15 protein-coding genes and 1 pseudogene are annotated in these 17108 nt (G+C 74.0%); 6 read left to right on the top strand and 10 right to left on the bottom strand.

The window, feature by feature from the left end; translation table 11 throughout:
* Positions 1 to 44: 44 nt before the first annotated feature.
* Positions 45 to 1319 carry an SGNH/GDSL hydrolase family protein gene (locus ACGFIG_RS25820; protein ID WP_393007401.1) on the bottom strand — a complete coding sequence of 425 codons (1275 nt, stop codon included), beginning with the start codon at positions 1317 to 1319 and terminating at the stop codon, positions 45 to 47.
* A gap of 298 nt (positions 1320 to 1617) precedes the next feature.
* Here ACGFIG_RS25820 and ACGFIG_RS25815 point away from each other — a divergent pair, with 298 nt between their 5' ends.
* From ACGFIG_RS25815 to ACGFIG_RS25800, 4 genes are all read left to right on the top strand, one after another.
* Entirely contained in the window at positions 1618 to 3213 is a 1596-nt protein-coding gene (locus tag ACGFIG_RS25815) for an AMP-binding protein (protein WP_393007056.1), read from the top strand.
* Entirely contained in the window at positions 3210 to 4445 is a 1236-nt protein-coding gene (locus ACGFIG_RS25810; RefSeq protein ID WP_393007054.1) for an MFS transporter, read from the top strand. The genes ACGFIG_RS25815 and ACGFIG_RS25810 overlap by 4 nt, the downstream gene beginning before the upstream one ends.
* 9 nt (positions 4446 to 4454) lie before the next feature.
* Positions 4455 to 4850 carry an MmcQ/YjbR family DNA-binding protein gene (locus ACGFIG_RS25805; protein ID WP_393007052.1) on the top strand — a complete coding sequence of 132 codons (396 nt, stop codon included), beginning with the start codon at positions 4455 to 4457 and terminating at the stop codon, positions 4848 to 4850.
* Between the two features lie 104 nt (positions 4851 to 4954).
* A complete protein-coding gene (locus ACGFIG_RS25800) occupies positions 4955 to 5632 on the top strand; it encodes an SGNH/GDSL hydrolase family protein (protein WP_393007050.1) in 678 nt (225 codons plus the stop codon).
* Positions 5633 to 5689: 57 nt separating this feature from the next.
* Here ACGFIG_RS25800 and ACGFIG_RS25795 read toward each other — a convergent pair whose 3' ends face one another.
* From ACGFIG_RS25795 to ACGFIG_RS25785, 3 genes and pseudogenes are all read right to left on the bottom strand, one after another.
* Positions 5690 to 6223, bottom strand: coding sequence for a hypothetical protein (locus tag ACGFIG_RS25795; protein WP_393007048.1), 534 nt, complete (start codon positions 6221 to 6223; stop codon positions 5690 to 5692).
* A 206-nt stretch (positions 6224 to 6429) separates the two neighbouring features.
* Positions 6430 to 7173, bottom strand: a complete 744-nt coding sequence (locus ACGFIG_RS25790; protein WP_393007046.1) for an ABC transporter permease — start codon at positions 7171 to 7173, stop codon at positions 6430 to 6432.
* 29 nt (positions 7174 to 7202) lie between these two features.
* Positions 7203 to 7904 (bottom strand): annotated as a pseudogene (locus ACGFIG_RS25785) (ABC transporter ATP-binding protein); the annotation flags it as partial.
* Between the two features lie 131 nt (positions 7905 to 8035).
* Between ACGFIG_RS25785 and ACGFIG_RS25780 the strand changes: the two are divergent.
* Positions 8036 to 9961 (top strand): sensor histidine kinase, encoded by a 1926-nt coding sequence (locus tag ACGFIG_RS25780; protein ID WP_393007044.1) that lies wholly within the window; start codon positions 8036 to 8038, stop codon positions 9959 to 9961.
* Positions 9925 to 10572 carry a LuxR C-terminal-related transcriptional regulator gene (locus tag ACGFIG_RS25775; RefSeq protein WP_393007042.1) on the top strand — a complete coding sequence of 216 codons (648 nt, stop codon included), beginning with the start codon at positions 9925 to 9927 and terminating at the stop codon, positions 10570 to 10572. The genes ACGFIG_RS25780 and ACGFIG_RS25775 overlap by 37 nt, the downstream gene beginning before the upstream one ends.
* Positions 10573 to 10652: 80 nt before the next feature.
* On the opposite strand, the gene ACGFIG_RS25770 is transcribed toward ACGFIG_RS25775, so the two are convergent.
* The 6 genes from ACGFIG_RS25770 to ACGFIG_RS25745 all read right to left on the bottom strand — a co-directional run bounded on the left by ACGFIG_RS25770 (position 10653) and on the right by ACGFIG_RS25745 (position 17108).
* Complete coding sequence (locus ACGFIG_RS25770; protein ID WP_393007040.1) at positions 10653 to 11615, bottom strand: phosphotransferase family protein; 963 nt, start codon at positions 11613 to 11615, stop codon at positions 10653 to 10655.
* Entirely contained in the window at positions 11606 to 12850 is a 1245-nt protein-coding gene (locus ACGFIG_RS25765) for a hypothetical protein (RefSeq protein WP_393007038.1), read from the bottom strand. The genes ACGFIG_RS25770 and ACGFIG_RS25765 overlap by 10 nt, the downstream gene beginning before the upstream one ends.
* Before the next feature lie 161 nt (positions 12851 to 13011).
* The gene (locus ACGFIG_RS25760) at positions 13012 to 14370 is read right to left on the bottom strand and encodes a hypothetical protein (protein ID WP_393007036.1); all 1359 of its coding nucleotides are present in this window, start codon (positions 14368 to 14370) and stop codon (positions 13012 to 13014) included.
* Positions 14371 to 15342: an alpha-ketoacid dehydrogenase subunit beta gene (locus tag ACGFIG_RS25755; RefSeq protein ID WP_393007034.1), complete on the bottom strand. Its 972-nt coding sequence runs from the start codon at positions 15340 to 15342 to the stop codon at positions 14371 to 14373.
* Positions 15343 to 16314, bottom strand: coding sequence for a thiamine pyrophosphate-dependent dehydrogenase E1 component subunit alpha (locus tag ACGFIG_RS25750; RefSeq protein ID WP_393007032.1), 972 nt, complete (start codon positions 16312 to 16314; stop codon positions 15343 to 15345).
* A complete protein-coding gene (locus tag ACGFIG_RS25745; protein WP_393007030.1) occupies positions 16311 to 17108 on the bottom strand; it encodes a DUF3050 domain-containing protein in 798 nt (265 codons plus the stop codon). Before ACGFIG_RS25745 ends, ACGFIG_RS25750 begins: the two co-directional genes overlap by 4 nt.

The following is a 17108-nucleotide window of genomic DNA, read 5'->3' as shown; positions in this document are numbered from 1 at the left end:
GTGCCGCGCGGGCGGCGGGGGTCACCCCGCCGCCCGCGCCGAGGTCACAGGCCGAGCAGTCGCAGAGGTACGGCGTTCGCCAGCGCCTGGTTGCCGGCGTCGTTCGGGTGGATGTGGTCGCCCGAGTCGTACGCGGGCAGCAGCCGGCTCGGCTGGGCCGGATCGCGCAGCACCCGGTCGAAGTCGAGCAGCCCGTCGAACTCGGTGCTGCCGCGCAGCCAGGCGTTCACGGCCTGCCGGGTAGCCTCCTTCTCGGGCGTCCACACCCCCGGGTTGCCGTGCCCCTCGTACGGGGTCAGCGTCGACACGAGGCTGCGCAGGCCGCGCGCCTTCACCTGCTGGTTGATCTGCCGCAGGGAGGCGATGACCTGCTCGGCGGAGTCGCCCGACATCCAGATGTCGTTGATGCCGAGTCCGGTGATCACCGTCCGGGCGTCGGTCTGCGCGAAGACGTCCTCGTCGAGGCGGGCCAGGGCGTTGGGGCCGAGTTCGTGGTAGCCGGGGAAGCCGCCCGCCCCGGGCTCGGTGCCCTCGTGGTTGAGCCGGTTGCCGGCGAGGCTGAGGTTCAGCACGCCCGGGGTGCGTACGTCCGGACGGTCGTCGATGAGCCGGTCGGCGAGCAGGTCGGGCCAGCGCTTGTTGGCGTTGACGGTGCTGCCGTTGCCGTCGGCGATGGAGTCGCCGAAGACCACCACCGAGCCGGGGCTGTGCCGGCGCTGCACGTCGATGCCGGACAGGAAGAACCAGCAGCAGTTCGGTCGGATCGTGAACCCGGCCCCGCCGGCGGCGCCGGTCAGGTCGGTGGCGCCGATGAAGTTCGTCTGCCGGGACTGGCCGTGGAAGGTCACCGGGCCGGTCGGGGTCGGGAAGTGCACGGTCAGCACCAGGTCCTGCTGGTCGCCGACGGGCAGCGCGACGGGGTCGCTGACCAGCTCGGCGCCGCGGTTCATGGTGGCCGACGTGGCGCCGCCGAAGGTCAGCGTCCGCAGGGTCGAGGGGTCGATGTCGGACAGGTCGTCGGGGGTCGCCGTGTTCGGCCTGGCCACGGTGGCGCGGCCGACCCGGACGGCCTGCTCGCCGTAGGAGTTGCTCAGCCGGACCCGGAACCGCTCTCCGCCGACGGTGGTGTGCACGACCATCCGTACGCTCTGGTCGTTGAGGCCGCTGTTGGTCAGGCCGGTCGCGTTTCCCCTGGTCACCGCGGCGGCCCAGCTGCCCGCCCAGACGGTACGCGGGTGCGACGCCGCGGTGTCCGACGGACCGGCGCTGGCCACCATCGCCGGGGTGCCGGCGACGAGCAGGGTGGCCGCGGATGCGATGACATGCCATCTTTTCGGGGTCGACATTGAACCTCCATCGTTGGCAGCCCAGGGCCGTCCGCTGACGGCACCGCCTGGACGATGGTCCAGAAACCTAGCGGCCACGTTCCGTGACCGTCAATCAACCTGATCGACGCGATCAAATGTCCTCAGGTCCGCACGGAGCGCCGTTCAGGCCCTGTCCGGTGACGGTCGGTGGTACCTACGCTCACGGACGGCGGCGGTGCGGTCGTCCGGCCGCCGTGCCGTCCCGGGCTGCCGGAACACGGCCAGATCTCTGCGGCGAGAGGGCTGTCGGATGACCGATCGAACCGAACGAGGGGCCGGCTACGTGCACCGGGCGCTGGAGCTGTTCGCGGGCTTCGGCGACCGGGAGGCGCTGGTCGGAAACGGACACCGGCTCAGCTACGCCGAGGCTGTCGCCCGGGTGCGCGGGCTCGCCGCGACGCTGCACGGGCACGGCGTACGGCCGGGGGACGCGGTGCTGCTGGCGCTCGGCAACCCGGTGGAGGGACCACTGGTGCAGCTCGCCCTGCACCTGCTGGGCTGCCGGACGATGTGGATCGCCCCGGTCACCTCCCGCCGGGAGGTCGACGAGTTCGTCCGGCTGGCCCGTCCCGACGCGTTCGTCTACGACGCCCGGGACCCGGCCGGGCTGGGCCCGGAGCTGGCCGCCGGGCTGCCCGGGGTGCCCGTGTTCTGCCTCGGTCCCGGCGGCGCGGGCCCCGACCTGCTCGCCGAGGCGGCGCACGTCCCGGCGGTCGACCTGCCGGTCGGGGCGCCGGCGCCGGAGTCGTTCCTGCAGACCAGCGGCACCACCGGCACCCCGAAGCTGGTGCACCACCGGGAGAGCTTCTACGCGCAGATTCTCGCCCTGGCCGCCGACTTCCGGGCCGCCGGGTACCCGCTGCTGCGGCACCTGTCGCACTCGCCGATGTGGCTGGCCAGCGGCCAGATCACCACCCTGTTCAACCTCTTCACCGGCGGCGTGCTGTTCCCGCGCGACGGCTGGGATCCCGAGCGGTTCATCGCCACCGTCGCGGGCGAGCGGATCAACTCGACCTTCGTCACGCCGCCGATGCTCTACGAGGTGCTCGACCACCCGGCCCTCGACGGCGCGGACTTCTCCGCCATGTTCATGTTCAACGTGGGCGCCGGGCCCGCCGCGCCCGCCCGGCTGCGTCAGGCGATCGCCCGCTTCGGGCCGGTGCTGCGCATCGTGTACGGCCTCAGCGAGGCCGTCGTGGTCACCGCCCTGCCCGGGTTGACCGACGATCCGGCGTACCCGCAGCGGCTGCGCTCCTGCGGGCGACCCTACGGCGACGTGCGCATCGAGATCCGCGCCGAGGACGGCACGGTGCTGCCGCCCGGCGCCGACGGGGAGGTGTGGGTGCACACCGGCCTGCGCTTCGCCGGCTACCACGGCCAGCCCGAGCTGACCGCCGAGACGCTGGTCGACGGCTGGGTCCGCACCCGCGACGTCGGGCACCTCGACGCCGACGGCTACCTCTACCTGGTCGACCGGTTGCAGGACCGGATCCTCACCCGGCGGCGCAGTTGGCCGATCCACTCCCGTCCCATCGAGGACGTCCTGGCCGGGCACCCGCAGGTACGGGCGGCGGCCGTGATCGGCGTACCGGACGAGGCGGCCGGCGAACTACCGTACGCCTTCGTGGTGCCGGCGCCCGGCGCGACGGTGACCGCCACGGAGCTGATCGACCTGGTGACGGCCGAACTCAGCGACACCTGGGCGCCGGGCGGGGTGCGGTTCGTCGACCGGCTGCCACTCAACCGCTCCGCCAAGGTGGACAAGCGCGCGCTGCGGGCCCGCTACGCCGAGGAGCACCCGTCGTCGGTCGAGCACCCGGAGGCGTCGATCGGCAGCCTGGCGTGACCCCCCGGCGGGAACTGACCGTCCTGGTCGCCGCCGACCTGATCTCCAACCTGGGCAGCCGGATCTCGGTGGTGGCCCTGCCCTGGCTGGTGCTGGAGACCACCGGCAGCCCGGCGAAGATGGGCGCGGTGGCCGCCGCCGAGACGCTGCCCTACCTGCTTTCCAGTGCCCTCGGCACGCCCTGGGCGGACCGGATCGGCCTGCGCCGGACCGCCATCGGAACCGACGCCGGCAGCGCGGCGCTGATGGTGGCGGTGGCCCTCACGCCGTGGCTCGGCTTCGGCGCGCTGCTCGTGCTGGTCGCCCTGGTGGGCGCGCTGCGCGGCGTCGGCGACCGGGTCAAGCACGTGATGTTCCGCCCGGCCGCCGAGGCCGCCGGAGTGCCGCTGATCCGCCTGACCTCCGTCTACGACGGGCTGGGCCGGCTGGTCACCCTGCTCGGCGCGGGGCTGGGCGGCCTGCTCGTCTGGTGGTTCGGGGTGACGCAGGCGCTCCTCATCGACGCCGCCAGCTTCGCCGTCTGCGCCCTGCTCGTCAGCCTGCTGGTCCGCCCGCCGGCGCCCCCGGCGGCGCCCGCACAGCCGGAGGGATACCTGCGGGCGCTCGCGGGCGGGTTCCGCCACCTGGGACGCGACCGGATGCTGCTGACCATGCTGCTGGTGATCTCGGCGTTGAACATGGTGGTCAACGCGAGCGTCGCGGTCTACATCCCCCTCTGGGTGGCCGACGTGCTGCGCAGCCCCGCCGGGCTCGGCCTGCTGCTGGGGGCGTTCGCGGCGGGCGCGCTGCTGGGCAACCTGCTCTTCACGGCGTACGGACCCCGGCTGCCCCGTTATCTGGCCTTCGTGGTCGGTGCGGCGGTCAGCGGCGCCCCGCGACTGCTGGTCCTCGCGCTGAGCGAGGAGCTGGCGGTGGTGCTGGCGGTGACATTCGCCTCCGGCATCGGTATCGCGGCGGTGAACCCGCTGCTCGGGGTGGCGATCTACGAGCGGGTGCCGGCCGCGCTGCAGACCCGGGTGATCGGCCTGGCCGGGTCGCTGGCGTTCGCGGGCCTGCCGTTGGGGGCGCTGCTGGGCGGCTGGTCGGCCGCCGCGCTCGGCCTCGTCCCCGCCCTGCTGGTCATGGCGGCGTTCTGCCTCGTCGTCACCCTGCTGCCGCTGCTGCCCGGCCTGCGCCCACGGTCCACTGCGGCGGCGGCCGAGCGGGCACCGGGTGTCGTAGGGCGGGCGTAGGGTCGGGCCATGGCCACCTGGGAGGACGTCCGCCGGATCGCGTCGGGGCTGCCGGAGACGAGCGAGCAACCGTCCTACCAGGGAGCGCCGGCATGGAAGGTCCGCGACCGGTCGTTCGTCTGGGAACGACCGCTGCGCCGCGCCGAGCTCGACGCCCTCGGCGGCGCCGCGCCGGACGGCCCCGTCCTCGGGGCCCGGGTACCGGACCTGGGGGCGAAGGAGGCGCTGCTCGCCGACGATCCGGCCGTCTACTTCACCACCCCGCACTTCGACGGCTACCCGGCGGTCCTCGTCCGGCTCGACCGCATCGACCTCGACGAGCTGACCGAGCTGGTCGTCGAGGCGTGGCAGGTCCGGGCGCCGAAGCGGCTCGTGGCGGCCTACCGGGCGGGCCGGCAGGCGTAGCCCGGCGGGCACCCGAGCGCACCGTCGCGCCTGCCGCCACGGCTCACCCTGGGTCGGACGACCGGCCCCTACTCCCGGTACCGAGTGTGGGCTAGCGTGCCGGCATGCCATCGACGTTGACCGAAGCGACGGATCCGTGGTGTCTGCGCGCCGGGGAGAGCGCGGCGCTGCTGCGCGGCCATCCGTGGCGGCGCTTCGCGGTGCTCGGCGATAGCGTGGCCGAAGGGCTCTGCGAGCCCACCGACGGCTATCCCGACGTCCAGTGGGCCGACCGGATCGCCGCCGAGCTGCGGGCCGTCCGGCCGGAACTGGCGTACCTCAACCTGGGCCTGCGAGGGCTGCGGGCGCACGAGGTGCGCGCCACCCAGCTCGCCCCGGCCCTGGCGTTCCGCCCCGACCTGGCGCTGGTGGTCTGCGGCGGCAACGACGCCTTCAGCCGGGGGTACGACGCCGACGCGGTCGACGCCGAGCTGACCGCGATGATCGAGGCGCTGCGCGCCGCCGGAGCGGACGTGATCACCGTCGGCATGTTCGACGTGTCGCACAGCCCCGCCGTACCCGAGCGGCACCGCGCCGGCCTCGGCGAGCGGATGCGTCGACTCTCGACGCACACCGGGGCCGTCGCGGAACGGCTCGGCACCCTGCACGTGCGGCTCACCGACCACCCGCTCACCGCCGACGCGACGATGTACAGCGGCGACGGCCGGCACGGCAGCGCCCGCAGCGACGCGATCGCCGCCGCCGAGACCGTCCGCCGCCTCGGCGCCCACCTCGCGCCCTGACCCGGCGCTGGTTCGCTCAGCCTCCCGGATCGCCCGCTCAGCGGGTGCGGCGGCGGGTCAACGGATGCCCGCGGCGTAGAGCTGCCGGCTGGCGTCGGGGTCGACGCTGAGCCGCTTCACCCCACCGGGGACTGCTCCCATCGCCGCGATGAGCAGCACCGGCAGGAACAGCGTTCTGATCAGCATGGCCCAGCACGCCTTGACACCGACTCGTCCGCCGTCCTCGGCCCGCACGAGTTGCGTGCCGGTCAGGAGTGCGCCGAGTGCCCGGCCGTTGCCGTAGCAGAGGCCGTACAGCACCGGCACCACGACGAGCAACGCGAGCGCTCCCGCCCCGGCCATGGCGTCGGAGATGCCCATCGGCTCCTGCACCAGGATCAGGGCGACGATACCCGCCACGACGCCGCACACGTACACCGTGAAGTCGATGAGCCAGGCCAGGAACAGCGCCACCGAACCCGGCCGGACGTACAGGGCGCCGTTGTCGAACATCGCGATCCGCTTGGCCTTGTGTGCTCCGAGCACGTGCTCCGCGTGCTGCTGGGCGATCTCCAGACGGGTCAACGGCCGGCCCGAGGCGCGGACTGTCACGGAGCACTCTCCTGTCGTTCGTCGGCATGGCGCGGGAGATCGGGGCTGTGCGGGATCGTCGGCGCAGCATAAGCGGTCGCGGGAACCTGCTGGTCGCCGGCAGGCGCCGAGCTGGAAGCGGTGGCCTGCTGCGGGCGGGCCGCGCGCTGGTCGAGGCCGACCAGACCGCGGCGCCGCCGCATCCCGTCGTGTCGCCCGAGGGCGGCTCACTCCCAGCGGAAGTAGCGGGCCGCGACCCCGCCCAGCACCACGGTGAACGCCACCATCACGGCCAGGTGCGACAGCGTGGGCCAGGAGCCCGCCCAGGCGTCCTGCAGGGCCTGGGACGCGGCCCCCAGCGGGGTGAAGTCGGCGATCTTCCGCACCAGGTCCGGCATCTGCGGCCCCGGCGTCCACACCCCGGCGAAGAACATCATCGGGAAGTAGATCAGCTGGCCGACCCCCATCGAGGCCCGGGCGCTCGGCGTGACCGCCGTCACGAGCAGCGCGACGGCGCACATCGCGCCCGCCCCGAGCGTGAACGCCAGCACGAAGCCGAGCGCGTTGCCGGGCGGCGGTACGTCGAAGACGGTCGCCGCCACCAGCCAGGCCAGGCCGCACGCGCCCAGCAGCGCGGTGACGTTCACGGCCACCTGCGCGACGAGCACCGCCGCCGGTGGGACCGGGGTGGTCGACAGCCGGCGCAGGATGCCCCGTTCGCGGTAGGTGCCCACCACGCTGACCAGCGTCATCAACGTCACCGTCGCGATGGCCAGCGTCATGGTGATGGGCAGGTAGACCTCCAAGGGGAGCCGGCCGTCCAACTCGTCCGCAGGCTCCCGGAAGCCCGGCATGGCCAGGCCGAGTACCAGGATCAGCAGGGCCGGGAACGCGATGGCGAAGAACGTGCCGACCGGATCCCGGAGGAACAGCTTCGCCTCGACACGGATGATCTTGGAAAGGCTGGTCATCGGTTGCTCCTGGCGGCGGTGAGGGCGAGGATCGCGTCCTCGAGGGTGGGTCGTTCGACACCGGGCACCTGGGCCCCGGCGATCAGGTGACGGGGAGTGTCGACGGCGAGGACCCGGCCGGCCGCGATGACCGCCAACCGGTCGCACAGCCGTTCCGCCTCGTCCATGAAGTGGGTCACCAGCACGACCGTGACGCCACGATCCCGGACCTGCCGGACCAGCTCCCACGTGTCCCGCCGCGCCTGCGGGTCCAGGCCCGTGGTCAGCTCGTCCAGGATCGCCACCGACGGGTTGCCGACCAGGGCGAGCGCGATCGACAACCGCTGCTTCTGGCCGCCGGAGAGCTTCGCGAACACCGTGTTTCGTTTGGGGGCCAGGCCCAGCTCGTCCATCAGCTTCCGCCAGTCGGCCGGGTACGGATAGAACGAGCTGTACAGGTCGAGCGCCTCCCACACCTTGATCCGGTCCGGCAGCTGGCTCTCCTGGAGTTGGATGCCCAGCTTCCGGCGCACCGCCGCGCGGTCCCGCTGCGGGTCCAACCCCAGCACCCGTACCGATCCGGCGTCCGGGGCCCGGAGCCCCTCGATGCACTCCACGGTCGTGGTCTTGCCGGCGCCGTTCGGGCCGACGAGCCCGAAGATCTCGCCCTCGTCCACGCTCAACGACACGTCGGCGACGGCCACCTGGTCGCCGTACTGCTTGCGGAGGTTCTCCACCTCGATGACTGGCATGCCGACGACGCTAGGAATCTCACCAGCCCGGGAGAATGGGCTCAGCTGCCCGGCACAGGTGTATCCAGCCCCACCCCTGGTCGGTACCCTGCCCCAGTGCGGCGGCGGTCGGTGACGCGGAGACTCAGCCCGTGACCCGCTTCGCGCTCGCCGTACCGCGCTGCGTCGCCCTGATCGTGCTGGCCGTGGCCGGCTTCGCCTACGGGCACCTCCTCGTGCTCGGCGCCACCCTGGTGGTCCCCTACCCGCTCGCCGTCGCCGGCCAGTTCCGGCTGACCGCGCTGGGCCGCCGGCTCGCCCGCGCGTGGGGCGGGGTCGACCTGCCCGAGCCCGTCCGGTCCGCGCCACCCGCGCCGCACCGCCGCGAGGACGGCTGGTACGCCCACGACGACACGTTGTACCGGTCACCCCGGTTGCCGGCGTTCCTGCTCAAGCTGGACCACTACGCGAAGGACCCGACGATGGTGCGGGAGTGGCTGTGGCTGATCCTCACCCCGGTCCTCGGCGCGCTCCCGCTCCTGGTGCCGCCCGCACTGGTCGCGTCCGGCGTGTTCCTGCTCGCCTCACCGCCCTGGGCTCCCGCGTGGTCGGTGCCGGCGGCCGGCGGCGCGGTCGTGGCCGCGTTCCTGCTCGGGCCGGCTGCGCTGCGGGCGTACGGGTCGTGGACCGCCGCGCTGCTGGGGGCCGGTGAGCGGGCGCCGTCGACGGTCGGCCGGTGGGTCGTCCGGACGTCGGCCGCGACGTGGCGGGGGGCCGGGCTGGCCGGGCTGTCCCTCGCCGCGTTCGGCGGCCTGCTGCTCAACCTGCTCGCCGCCGCCGTGTCGTGGGGCGGGCTGCTGCCGTACACCCTGCCAGTCACGCGGTCACTGGTTTCGCTCTACCGACGCCGCGTCGGCCGGTGGACGGGCTCCGACCTGCCCGCGCCGTACCGGCCGTATCCGCCGCCGCCCGGCCCCGGCGAGGACGGCAACTACCGGGTCGGGCGGGTCCTGTACACCGATGTCGTGGCGGCCGTCCAGGCCCAGCGGCCAGGGTGGCTGCTCGGTGACCCCGCCACCTGGCGGGACCAGTTGTGGTCACTGGGCTCGGTCGTCCTGGCCCCGTTCTCGTTCGTCCCGGCGGTCCTGGTCGGCGTCGGGTTCTACGCCCTGTTCTGCCAGCCCCTGACGTGGGCGGCCTGGGCGGTGCCGATCGGCCTGGCCACCGGCTACTGGATCACCCCGTTCTACCTGTGGTTCGGCATCGAGCACGTCGGTCTCGTCGCGCCGTCGTTCCCGGACTGGGCGAGCATGCCCGCCGGGCTGGTCACGGCGTTGCTCGGGCTCGGCCTGGCCGGCCCACTGCTGAGGCTGCGGCTGTGGTGGGACCGGCTCCTGCTCACCCCCACGGCGGCCACCGTGCTCGCCTCGCGGGTCGCGCACCTCGCCACGACCCGCGCCGACGCCGCCGACGTGCAGGCGGCGGAGCTGCGCCGCATCGAACGCGACCTGCACGACGGTGCCCAGGCCCGGCTCATCGCCGTCGGGCTCGGCCTGGCCGCCGCCGCCCGGCTCATGGAGACCGACCCGGCGCGGGCGCGCGGCCTGCTGGCACAGGCGCAGGAGACCTCCGCCGCCGCCCTGGCCGAGCTGCGCGACCTGGTGCGCGGCATCCATCCGCCGGTACTGGCCGAGCGCGGGCTCGGCGACGCGATCCGGGCGATCGCGCTCGACACCCCGCTGCCGGTGGACGTGGACGTCGACCTGCCGGGCCGGTTCGAGGCGCCGGTCGAGTCGGCCGCCTACTTCGTCACCTGCGAGGCCCTCACCAACGCGGCCCGCTGCGCCGCCCACGTCTCGGTGTCGGTGTCGCACCGCGCCGGGGTGCTCCGGATGGTGGTGACCGACGACGGACCCGGCGGGGCCGACCCGGCCCGGGGAACCGGACTGCGCGGCATCCAACGGCGGCTCGCTACATTCGACGGGACCCTGACCCTGCACAGTCCGCCCGGCGGACCCACCGTCGTCACCATGGAGATCCCGTGCGCGTCGTCCTCGCCGAGGACCTCCACATCCTGAGGGATGGGCTGGTCCTGCTCCTCGAAAGCCACGGCTTCACCCTCGCCGAGGCCGTCGGCGACGGGCCAGCACTGCGCGCCGCCCTGGCCCGGCACCGGCCCGACGTGGCCATCGTCGACGTACGGCTGCCGCCGACCTTCACCGACGAGGGCCTCCAGGCCGCGCTGGCCGCCCGGCGCGAGACCCCCGGCCTCCCGGTGCTGGTGCTGTCCCAGCACGTCGAGCAGCTCTACGCCCGGGAGTTGCTGGCCGACGGGGCGGGCGCGGTCGGCTACCTGCTCAAGGACCGGGTGCTGAACGCCGACCAGTTCATCGACGCCGTACGCCGGGTCGCGTCGGGCGGCACCGCGATGGACCCCGAGGTGATCGCCAAGCTGTTGACGGCCGGCGGCACGGCCTCACCCCTGACCCGCCTCACGCCGCGCGAACGCGACGTCCTCGAACTCATGGCCCAGGGGCGGTCCAACGCCGCCATCTCGCAACGACTCTTCCTCAGCGAGAGCGCCGTGGGCAAGCACACCGCGAACATCTTCGACAAGCTGCGGCTGCCCCCGTCCGCCGACGACAACCGCCGCGTCCTCGCCGTCCTCGCCTACCTCAACGACACCTGACCTGCCGCTCCCCTGCGCCGGGGGGATGCGACCGCACGAACCGACGCCCGACCCGGCCAGCACGGATCCGGCGGTACGGCTCAGCCGAGCTGCGCCAGCGTCCGGGCCACGTTGTGCTCCACGATGGCGCGCATGCCGGCCTGGTCGGGGAAGTCGCCGTCCAGCAGGCGCAGCGGGCCGGCCACCAGCGACAGGTACGTCGCGAGCCGGTAGAGGCGCATCCGGTCCTCGTCGAGACCCGCCACCGCGAGCGCGGGATAGGCGTCGCCGAAGCGCAACTCGAGGAAGGCGTGCTCCCACTCGACGTCGAGGAACATCGCGCCCTCGACGTCGACGAGGACCGGGCGGTCGTGCTCGTCGACGAGCACGTGGTCCGGGCCGAGTTCGCCGTGGACCAGCCCGTACCGCGAACGGGGCGCCACGGCGGCGTACCGCGCGGTGAGGGTGTCGGCCAGGGGTTGCCGCGCCGCCGCGATCCGCCCGACCCGGGCGGCAGCCTCCGCCAGGTCACGCAGCGCCCGGTCGAGCACGAGCCGCTCCACCGGCCGGTCCGGCGCCGGCCCGTCGGGACCGGGCCGGCCGTAGCGGTCGCGCCGCCGGGCGTGCATGCCCCGCACCGCGTCGCCGAGGCGGGCCAGCACCACCGCCGCCCGGCGCGGATCGCGTTCCCGCAGGTCGGCGAGGGTGCCGCCCCGGACGTCCCGCACCACCGCCACCTCGCCCGGCAGCACGCCGCCGGTGGGGGCGAGCAGCAGCTCGGGCACCCGCACCCCGGCGGCGGTGAACTCCCGGTGCGCCGCCTCGAACAGCCTGGCGCCGGTGGCGTGCCCGAACACGTCGTCGGGCTCCGGCGCCGCGGCTGCCGGCCAGTAGTCCTCGTCCGGATGCCACACGTACGCGACGGCCGTGGACCCGTCGTCGAGGGTCAGCCGGTAGACGCCCTTCTTCGAGCCGCCCGTCAACCGCCCGGCCGCCCGCAGCTCCCGGCCACGTCCGAACACCGCCCGCGCCACCGGGCGCAACTCGGCGGCGGTCAGCCCCACCTGCGCACCGCGGCCACGCGGCGGCGCCGGGCGAGGAGCAACACGATCACGCCCCCCGCCACCAGGGCGGCACCGGTTGCCGCGACCAGCCCGGTCTGCGGCCCGGTGATCGGCAGGCCGTCACCGCCGCCACCACCGTTGTCGTCGCCACCGTCGTCGTCGCCACCGTTCCCGGTGCTGCCGCGCGCCGCGACCAGGACCGCGAAGCCGTCCCGGTTGTCGCTGTCGTCCACGTCGGCCGCCGGCACGGCGACGGCGTTCGCCGGCAGCTCGGTACGCGGCGGGCCGGAGCGGGCATCCGCCTGCTCGGCCAGGCCCTCGACCTGCACCGTCCCGCCCGTCAACGTGACGGGCGCCCTGGTGGATGCCGCCACCGTCACCAGGTTGTGCAGCTCGACGGCGGAGTGGCTGCCGTCGGTCGGGTCGGTGTCCTGGCCGGCCGGTACGAGCGCGAGCGTGTCGTAGGTGCAGACGGCCGAGCGCCGGTCGTCGGCGACCACGCACTCCTCGGGTGGTCGGGTGAACGTCACCGCCTCGGGCAGGCGCAGCGTGACCCTGATGCCACCGACCGCCTTGCGGCCCTGGTTGACGACCCGGTACCGCACCGCGCCCGTCTCACCCGGCTGCAACGTCCCGGTGGGTTCGAGCCGGCCGCCCGCGCCGACCCGTACCGACTGCTTCACGTCCGGCGCCACCACCGACAGATCGGCCACGGGGTCGTCGACCAGCCTGAGCGTGAACCATTCGCGGTCGCTGGTCCTCATCGGCTCGTCGCCCCAGGCCATGCCGGCCTCGACGGAGAACCTGCCTTCGTAGGGCTGCTGGTTTTCCTGCACGTTGACGTCGAAGGGAAGATCCACCGTCTCGCCGGCTGCCGGCAGCAACTCCGGAAGCGCGCTCGGACCGATCCGGCAGTACCAACCCGCGGCGTCCCCGTCGCACTCGCCGGAGCCGCCGCCCTCCGGCCACATCAGGGAGATCCCGTCCGGCCAGTCCTGCTCGCCAGGGCGGACGTAGAAGATCGCCTCCCTCGGCGTCGAGTTGGTCAGATTGGTGAGCCTGAGGTGGATCCGCTTCTTCCCGACCCCCACCGGGACCGTCGTACCGGTCACGTCGAACGTGAACTTCGGGTCCGCGTTCGCCGCCGGAGCGGGACCGCCGGGGACGGCCAGCCCGGCGAGGACGAGCAGCGTCACCGCCGCCGTTCGCGACAGCCATCGATGACCAAGACCCATGGCGGGGCTCCTTCAGACAAGCGGCGATCGTCGACGACCCCCAGTCAAACCGTTCACATCGACTCTTGCAAACGTCTGCGCGGCGCGGCGTGCGGGATCCGCCGGACCTCCGCACCCGGTCACCGGGGCGGGGCGAGGGCGACCTGCCGCGCCACGCGGCGTCAGTCGACCACCAAAAGGCCGGAGAGAAGGACGCCACGGGCCAGGTTGAGCACCCCGTCGCAGCCGGGGAAGCCGGTACGGATGCAGGCGCCCGCCGCCCGGCGGCCGAACAGGTACGGGGCGATGCTGTACGGCACCTCGGCGCCGACGGTCTCGCCGGTCTCGATGTGCACGAAGTCCAGCGGGACGTCGTCGGCCCGCACGTACTCCTGGAGGATGAAGCCGCCCCGCCCGACGGCCCGGGTCAGCCCGTCGCGCCACGCGTCCGGGTCGGTCTCCCGGCCGATCAGCACGTCCACCCCGGCGGAGCCGTCGGCCGGCTTGGCCACCAGGCCGACCCGGTCGCGTGCCGCCCGGTCGAGCAGCTCCGCCGTCAGCGACCAGGTACGCGGCACGTACCGCTGCACCAGGTCACGGTCGGCCGGGGCCAGCGTGTCGGCGTCCTCCCACAGCCAGGCGAAGGCGCGCTTGTTGGCGACCAGCCACGCCGCCGCCGACACCCACATCGGCACCGTGCCCGCCGCCAGCCCCGCCTCCAGGGCGTCCACCCCGGCGCTCGGGGTGACCCGGTTGGGCACGAAGAGCCGGAACACCGCGTCGACCGGGGCGCCGCCGGCGACCAGCCGCTTCCGCTCGTCGAGGGTCACCTGCGAGACCGGCGCGATGACCAGGTCCAGGCCGCCCGCAGCGGCCCGCTCGACCACCGGCGACAGCAGCCGGATGAACCGCTGCGGATCGTCCAGTCCCGGGTACTCGGCGTCGAAGTCGACAAGCATGGCGACCCGGGCGCCCTCGGGCAGGGCGAGGTCGGCGCGGATCGCGGCGAAGCGCTGGTCCACGGCCGACGGCGCCGCCGCCAGGCGGACCCGGTCGGTGAGGCCGCGCCGCCGGTAGACGTCGACGAAGCGGCGCACCGTGGTGTCCGCGTCGAACGCCCCGCCGAGGCTGCTGTCGATGTTGTACTCGACGAAGCGCGGCACCCCGTCGCAGAGCAGCACGTCGGGCCGGAACGCGGCCAGCAGCGCCTCGGTCAGCGGCTCGTCGTCGTCGAGCAACCGGGTCGCGCCGTCGGGCACGTCCAGCAGCCGGCGCAGCTCCCCCGCCGTGCCGGCCCGCCGCCGGCACGCCTCGAAGATGAGCTGGGCGATCCGGTCGCAGACGGCGTTCAGCACGCCCAGCGAGGTCTCGTCCATCACCGGCGGCCGGGCCAGGCGCCACTGCTTGTTGTACGTGGCCCGGCCGTCGAAGATCTCCCGCCAGGACTGCGCCCCGGCGGCCACCATCTCGGCGCGCACCGGCGCGGGCAGGTCCAGCCACGCGCGCGCGGCGGAGGGCCAGCGGTAGTCGGCGTGGTCCATTCATCCCTCCTTCATGACGTGGCCGATGGCGGCCCGGAGCTGCTCGCGGCTGGGCTGCACGGCACGGTCCAGCGCCGGGGCGAACGGCAGCACCGCGCCGTCGGGGCGGGTGACGCGGCGCGGCGGCGCGACCAGCCGCACCCGCTCGACCACGGTGGCGATGATCTCGGCGGCCATGCCGCAGGAGCGGTTCGCGTCGTCCAGCACCACGAGCCGCCCGGTGCGCGCCACCGAACCGGCAAGGCCGTCCCAGTCGAACGGGTAAAGCGTGCGGGGGTCGAACACCTCGACCGAGACCTGGTCGGCCAGTTCCTCGGCGACCGCGAGGGCGTCGTGCACCAGGTGCCCGACCGCGACCACGGTCACGTCGTCGCCGGGCCGGTGCACCAGGGCCCGACCCAGCGGCACCGGGGCGAGCGCCGCGAGGTCGACGTCGGCGCGGACGTCCATCGCGCCGGCCGGGGCGAAGACCACCACCGGGTCGTCGCAGCGCACCGCCGACACCAGCAGCCCGTACGCGTCGGCCGGGGTGGCCGGCACGACCGTCCTCACCCCGACGTGGGCGAAGAGGCTGTACGGGTGGTCGGAGTGCTGCCCCGCCCAGCCCGTACGCGAGCCGGAGCCCGGCACCAGGTACGTGACCGGGACCGCGCACTGCCCGCCCGTCATCAACGGGAACTTGTGCGCGTGGTTGACGATCTGCTCGAAGACCAGGAACAGCAGCGACGGGATCTGGAACTCGACCACGGGCCGCATCCCGGCCAGGGCCGCGCCGGTGGCGAAGCTGGTGAACGCCTGCTCCGACAGCGGCGTGTCGCGTACCCGCTCGGGGCCGAACCGCGTGACGAGTCCGGCGGTGACGGCCGAGGCGGCCACCCGGATGTCCTCGCCGAGCAGGAACACCGACTCGTCGCGGGCCAGCTCGTCGGCGAGGGCCCGGGTGAGCGCCCTGCGGTAGGACAGTCGCGGCATCTACCCACCTCCGGCGCGCGCGGTCAGCCCGCTGGCGTACAGGTACGCGAGGGCGTCGGCCGGGTCCGGCTCGGCGCCGGCGAGCGCGAACTCCACGGCCCGCGCCAACACCTCCTCCACCTCGGCGTCGACCCCGGCCCGTACGGCGGTGGGCAGCCGCGCGCCCTGGATGTCCACCGGGTCGCGGGAGCGGCCCCGGGCCACCTCGTCGGGCGGGCGGTAGTCGAGGCGTACCGCGTGCTCGAAGGTGTGGTGGGCGTCGAACCGGTAGGTGCGGGCCTCGATCAGCTCGGGGCCGCCGCCGGCGCGCATCCGGTCGACGGCGGCGGCCGTGGCGTCGCGTACCGTCTCGGGGTCCTGGCCGTCGACGACGGCCGCCGGGATGCCGAAGGCGGCGGCGCGGCCGGGGATGCTGCCGGCGACCGCGCCCGCGACGGGCATGGTGGTCGCGTAGCCGTTGTTCTCGCAGACGAACAACACCGGCACCCGCCACAGCGCGGCCAGGTTGAACGCCTCCAGCAGCATCCCCTCGTTGACCGCGCCGTCGCCGAAGAAGCTCACCCCGACGACGTCGTCGCCGCGTCGCCGCCGCGCCCACACCGCCCCGGTGACGATCGCCCCGGACGCGCCGACGATGGCGTTGGCGCCGAGCACGCCGACGCCGAAGTCGGCGGCGTGCATGGAGCCGCCCCGGCCGGCGTTGAGGCCGGTGACCCGGCCGCACAGCTCGGCGAGCATCCGGGCCGGGTCGGCGCCCTTGGCGAGCACGTGCCCGTGCCCCCGGTGGGTGCCGGCGACCAGGTCGGCGGCCCGCAGCGCGGCGCAGACCCCGGCGGCGATCCCCTCCTGCCCGAGGTAAGGGTGGATGCCGCCGACGACGTGCCCGGAGCGGACCAGCTCGATCGCCCGCTCCTCGAAGCGGCGGATCAGCCGGACCGTCCGGTAGAGCCGGACCGGGTCGGCGTCGGTCACCGCTCGCGCCCCGCCTTGACGGCGGCGAGGATGTCGTCCCAGAGCTGGGCCCGGGCGGCGAGCGCGGTGTTGACGGTGTCCGCGCACTCCTGCCACTTGACGTCGTCGTCGCCGCAGAGGTCGGCGAGCATCTGCATCGCCATCGGGGTGTGCTGCTCGCCGTCGACCTCGATGTGCCGCTCCAGGTAGTCGACGAACGTGTGCAGCCGCCGGCTGCGCTCGTTGACGGCCACGACCTGGGTGAACATGTCGGGGATCAGGTCCTCGCGGCCGAACGCGAAGGCGGCAGCCTGGCAGTGCACCGGGGTCGTCTCGATGATCCGCCAGGTGGTGCCGGCGAACGCGGCGGACGGCGCGGGCACGCCCGCCGCCACCAGCGACTCGGCCACCGGCCGGCCCGCCCGCAGCAGGTCGACCAGCTTCTCCACGGCCGTGGTGTCGGCGCCGGCCTCCCGCATGCCCCGCACGTACAGCTCGAAGTGGCTGATGTGGCCCTCGCCCAGCTCGTCACTCTCCTCCACCATCACGATGTCGTTGATCAGGCGCCGGCTGCCCGTCGGCCCGGTCGGGATCCACGGCACGGTGACGCAGGTGAGCTGCCGCTGCAACGACGTCAGCAGCGACATGAAGTCCCAGACGGCGAAGACGTGGTGCTCCATGAAGGTGACCAGCGCCTCGTGGGTGTCGAGGGCCGCGTAGAGCGGGTGCCGGACGACCGCCTCGCGGCGCTCGCTCACCGCCTTCTCCAGCCGTTCGATGCCCGGGTGCGTCCTACCCCAGTCGTACCGTGACAT

Source organism: Micromonospora sp. NPDC049048, assembly GCF_043197615.1.
Taxonomy (GTDB): domain Bacteria; phylum Actinomycetota; class Actinomycetes; order Mycobacteriales; family Micromonosporaceae; genus Micromonospora.
The sequence above is the reverse complement of the archived record's forward strand: the minus strand, read 5'-3'. Positions and strand labels throughout refer to the sequence as shown.

Coding starts and splice junctions, on each gene's coding strand:
- ACGFIG_RS25815 (WP_393007056.1), top strand. CDS start 1,618: ATGACCGATCGAACCGAACGAGGGGCCGGCTACGTGCACCGGGCGCTG.
- ACGFIG_RS25805 (WP_393007052.1), top strand. CDS start 4,455: ATGGCCACCTGGGAGGACGTCCGCCGGATCGCGTCGGGGCTGCCGGAG.
- ACGFIG_RS25800 (WP_393007050.1), top strand. CDS start 4,955: ATGCCATCGACGTTGACCGAAGCGACGGATCCGTGGTGTCTGCGCGCC.
- ACGFIG_RS25790 (WP_393007046.1), bottom strand. CDS start 7,173: ATGACCAGCCTTTCCAAGATCATCCGTGTCGAGGCGAAGCTGTTCCTC.
- ACGFIG_RS25765 (WP_393007038.1), bottom strand. CDS start 12,850: ATGGGTCTTGGTCATCGATGGCTGTCGCGAACGGCGGCGGTGACGCTG.
- ACGFIG_RS25760 (WP_393007036.1), bottom strand. CDS start 14,370: ATGGACCACGCCGACTACCGCTGGCCCTCCGCCGCGCGCGCGTGGCTG.
- ACGFIG_RS25755 (WP_393007034.1), bottom strand. CDS start 15,342: ATGCCGCGACTGTCCTACCGCAGGGCGCTCACCCGGGCCCTCGCCGAC.
- ACGFIG_RS25745 (WP_393007030.1), bottom strand. CDS start 17,108: ATGTCACGGTACGACTGGGGTAGGACGCACCCGGGCATCGAACGGCTG.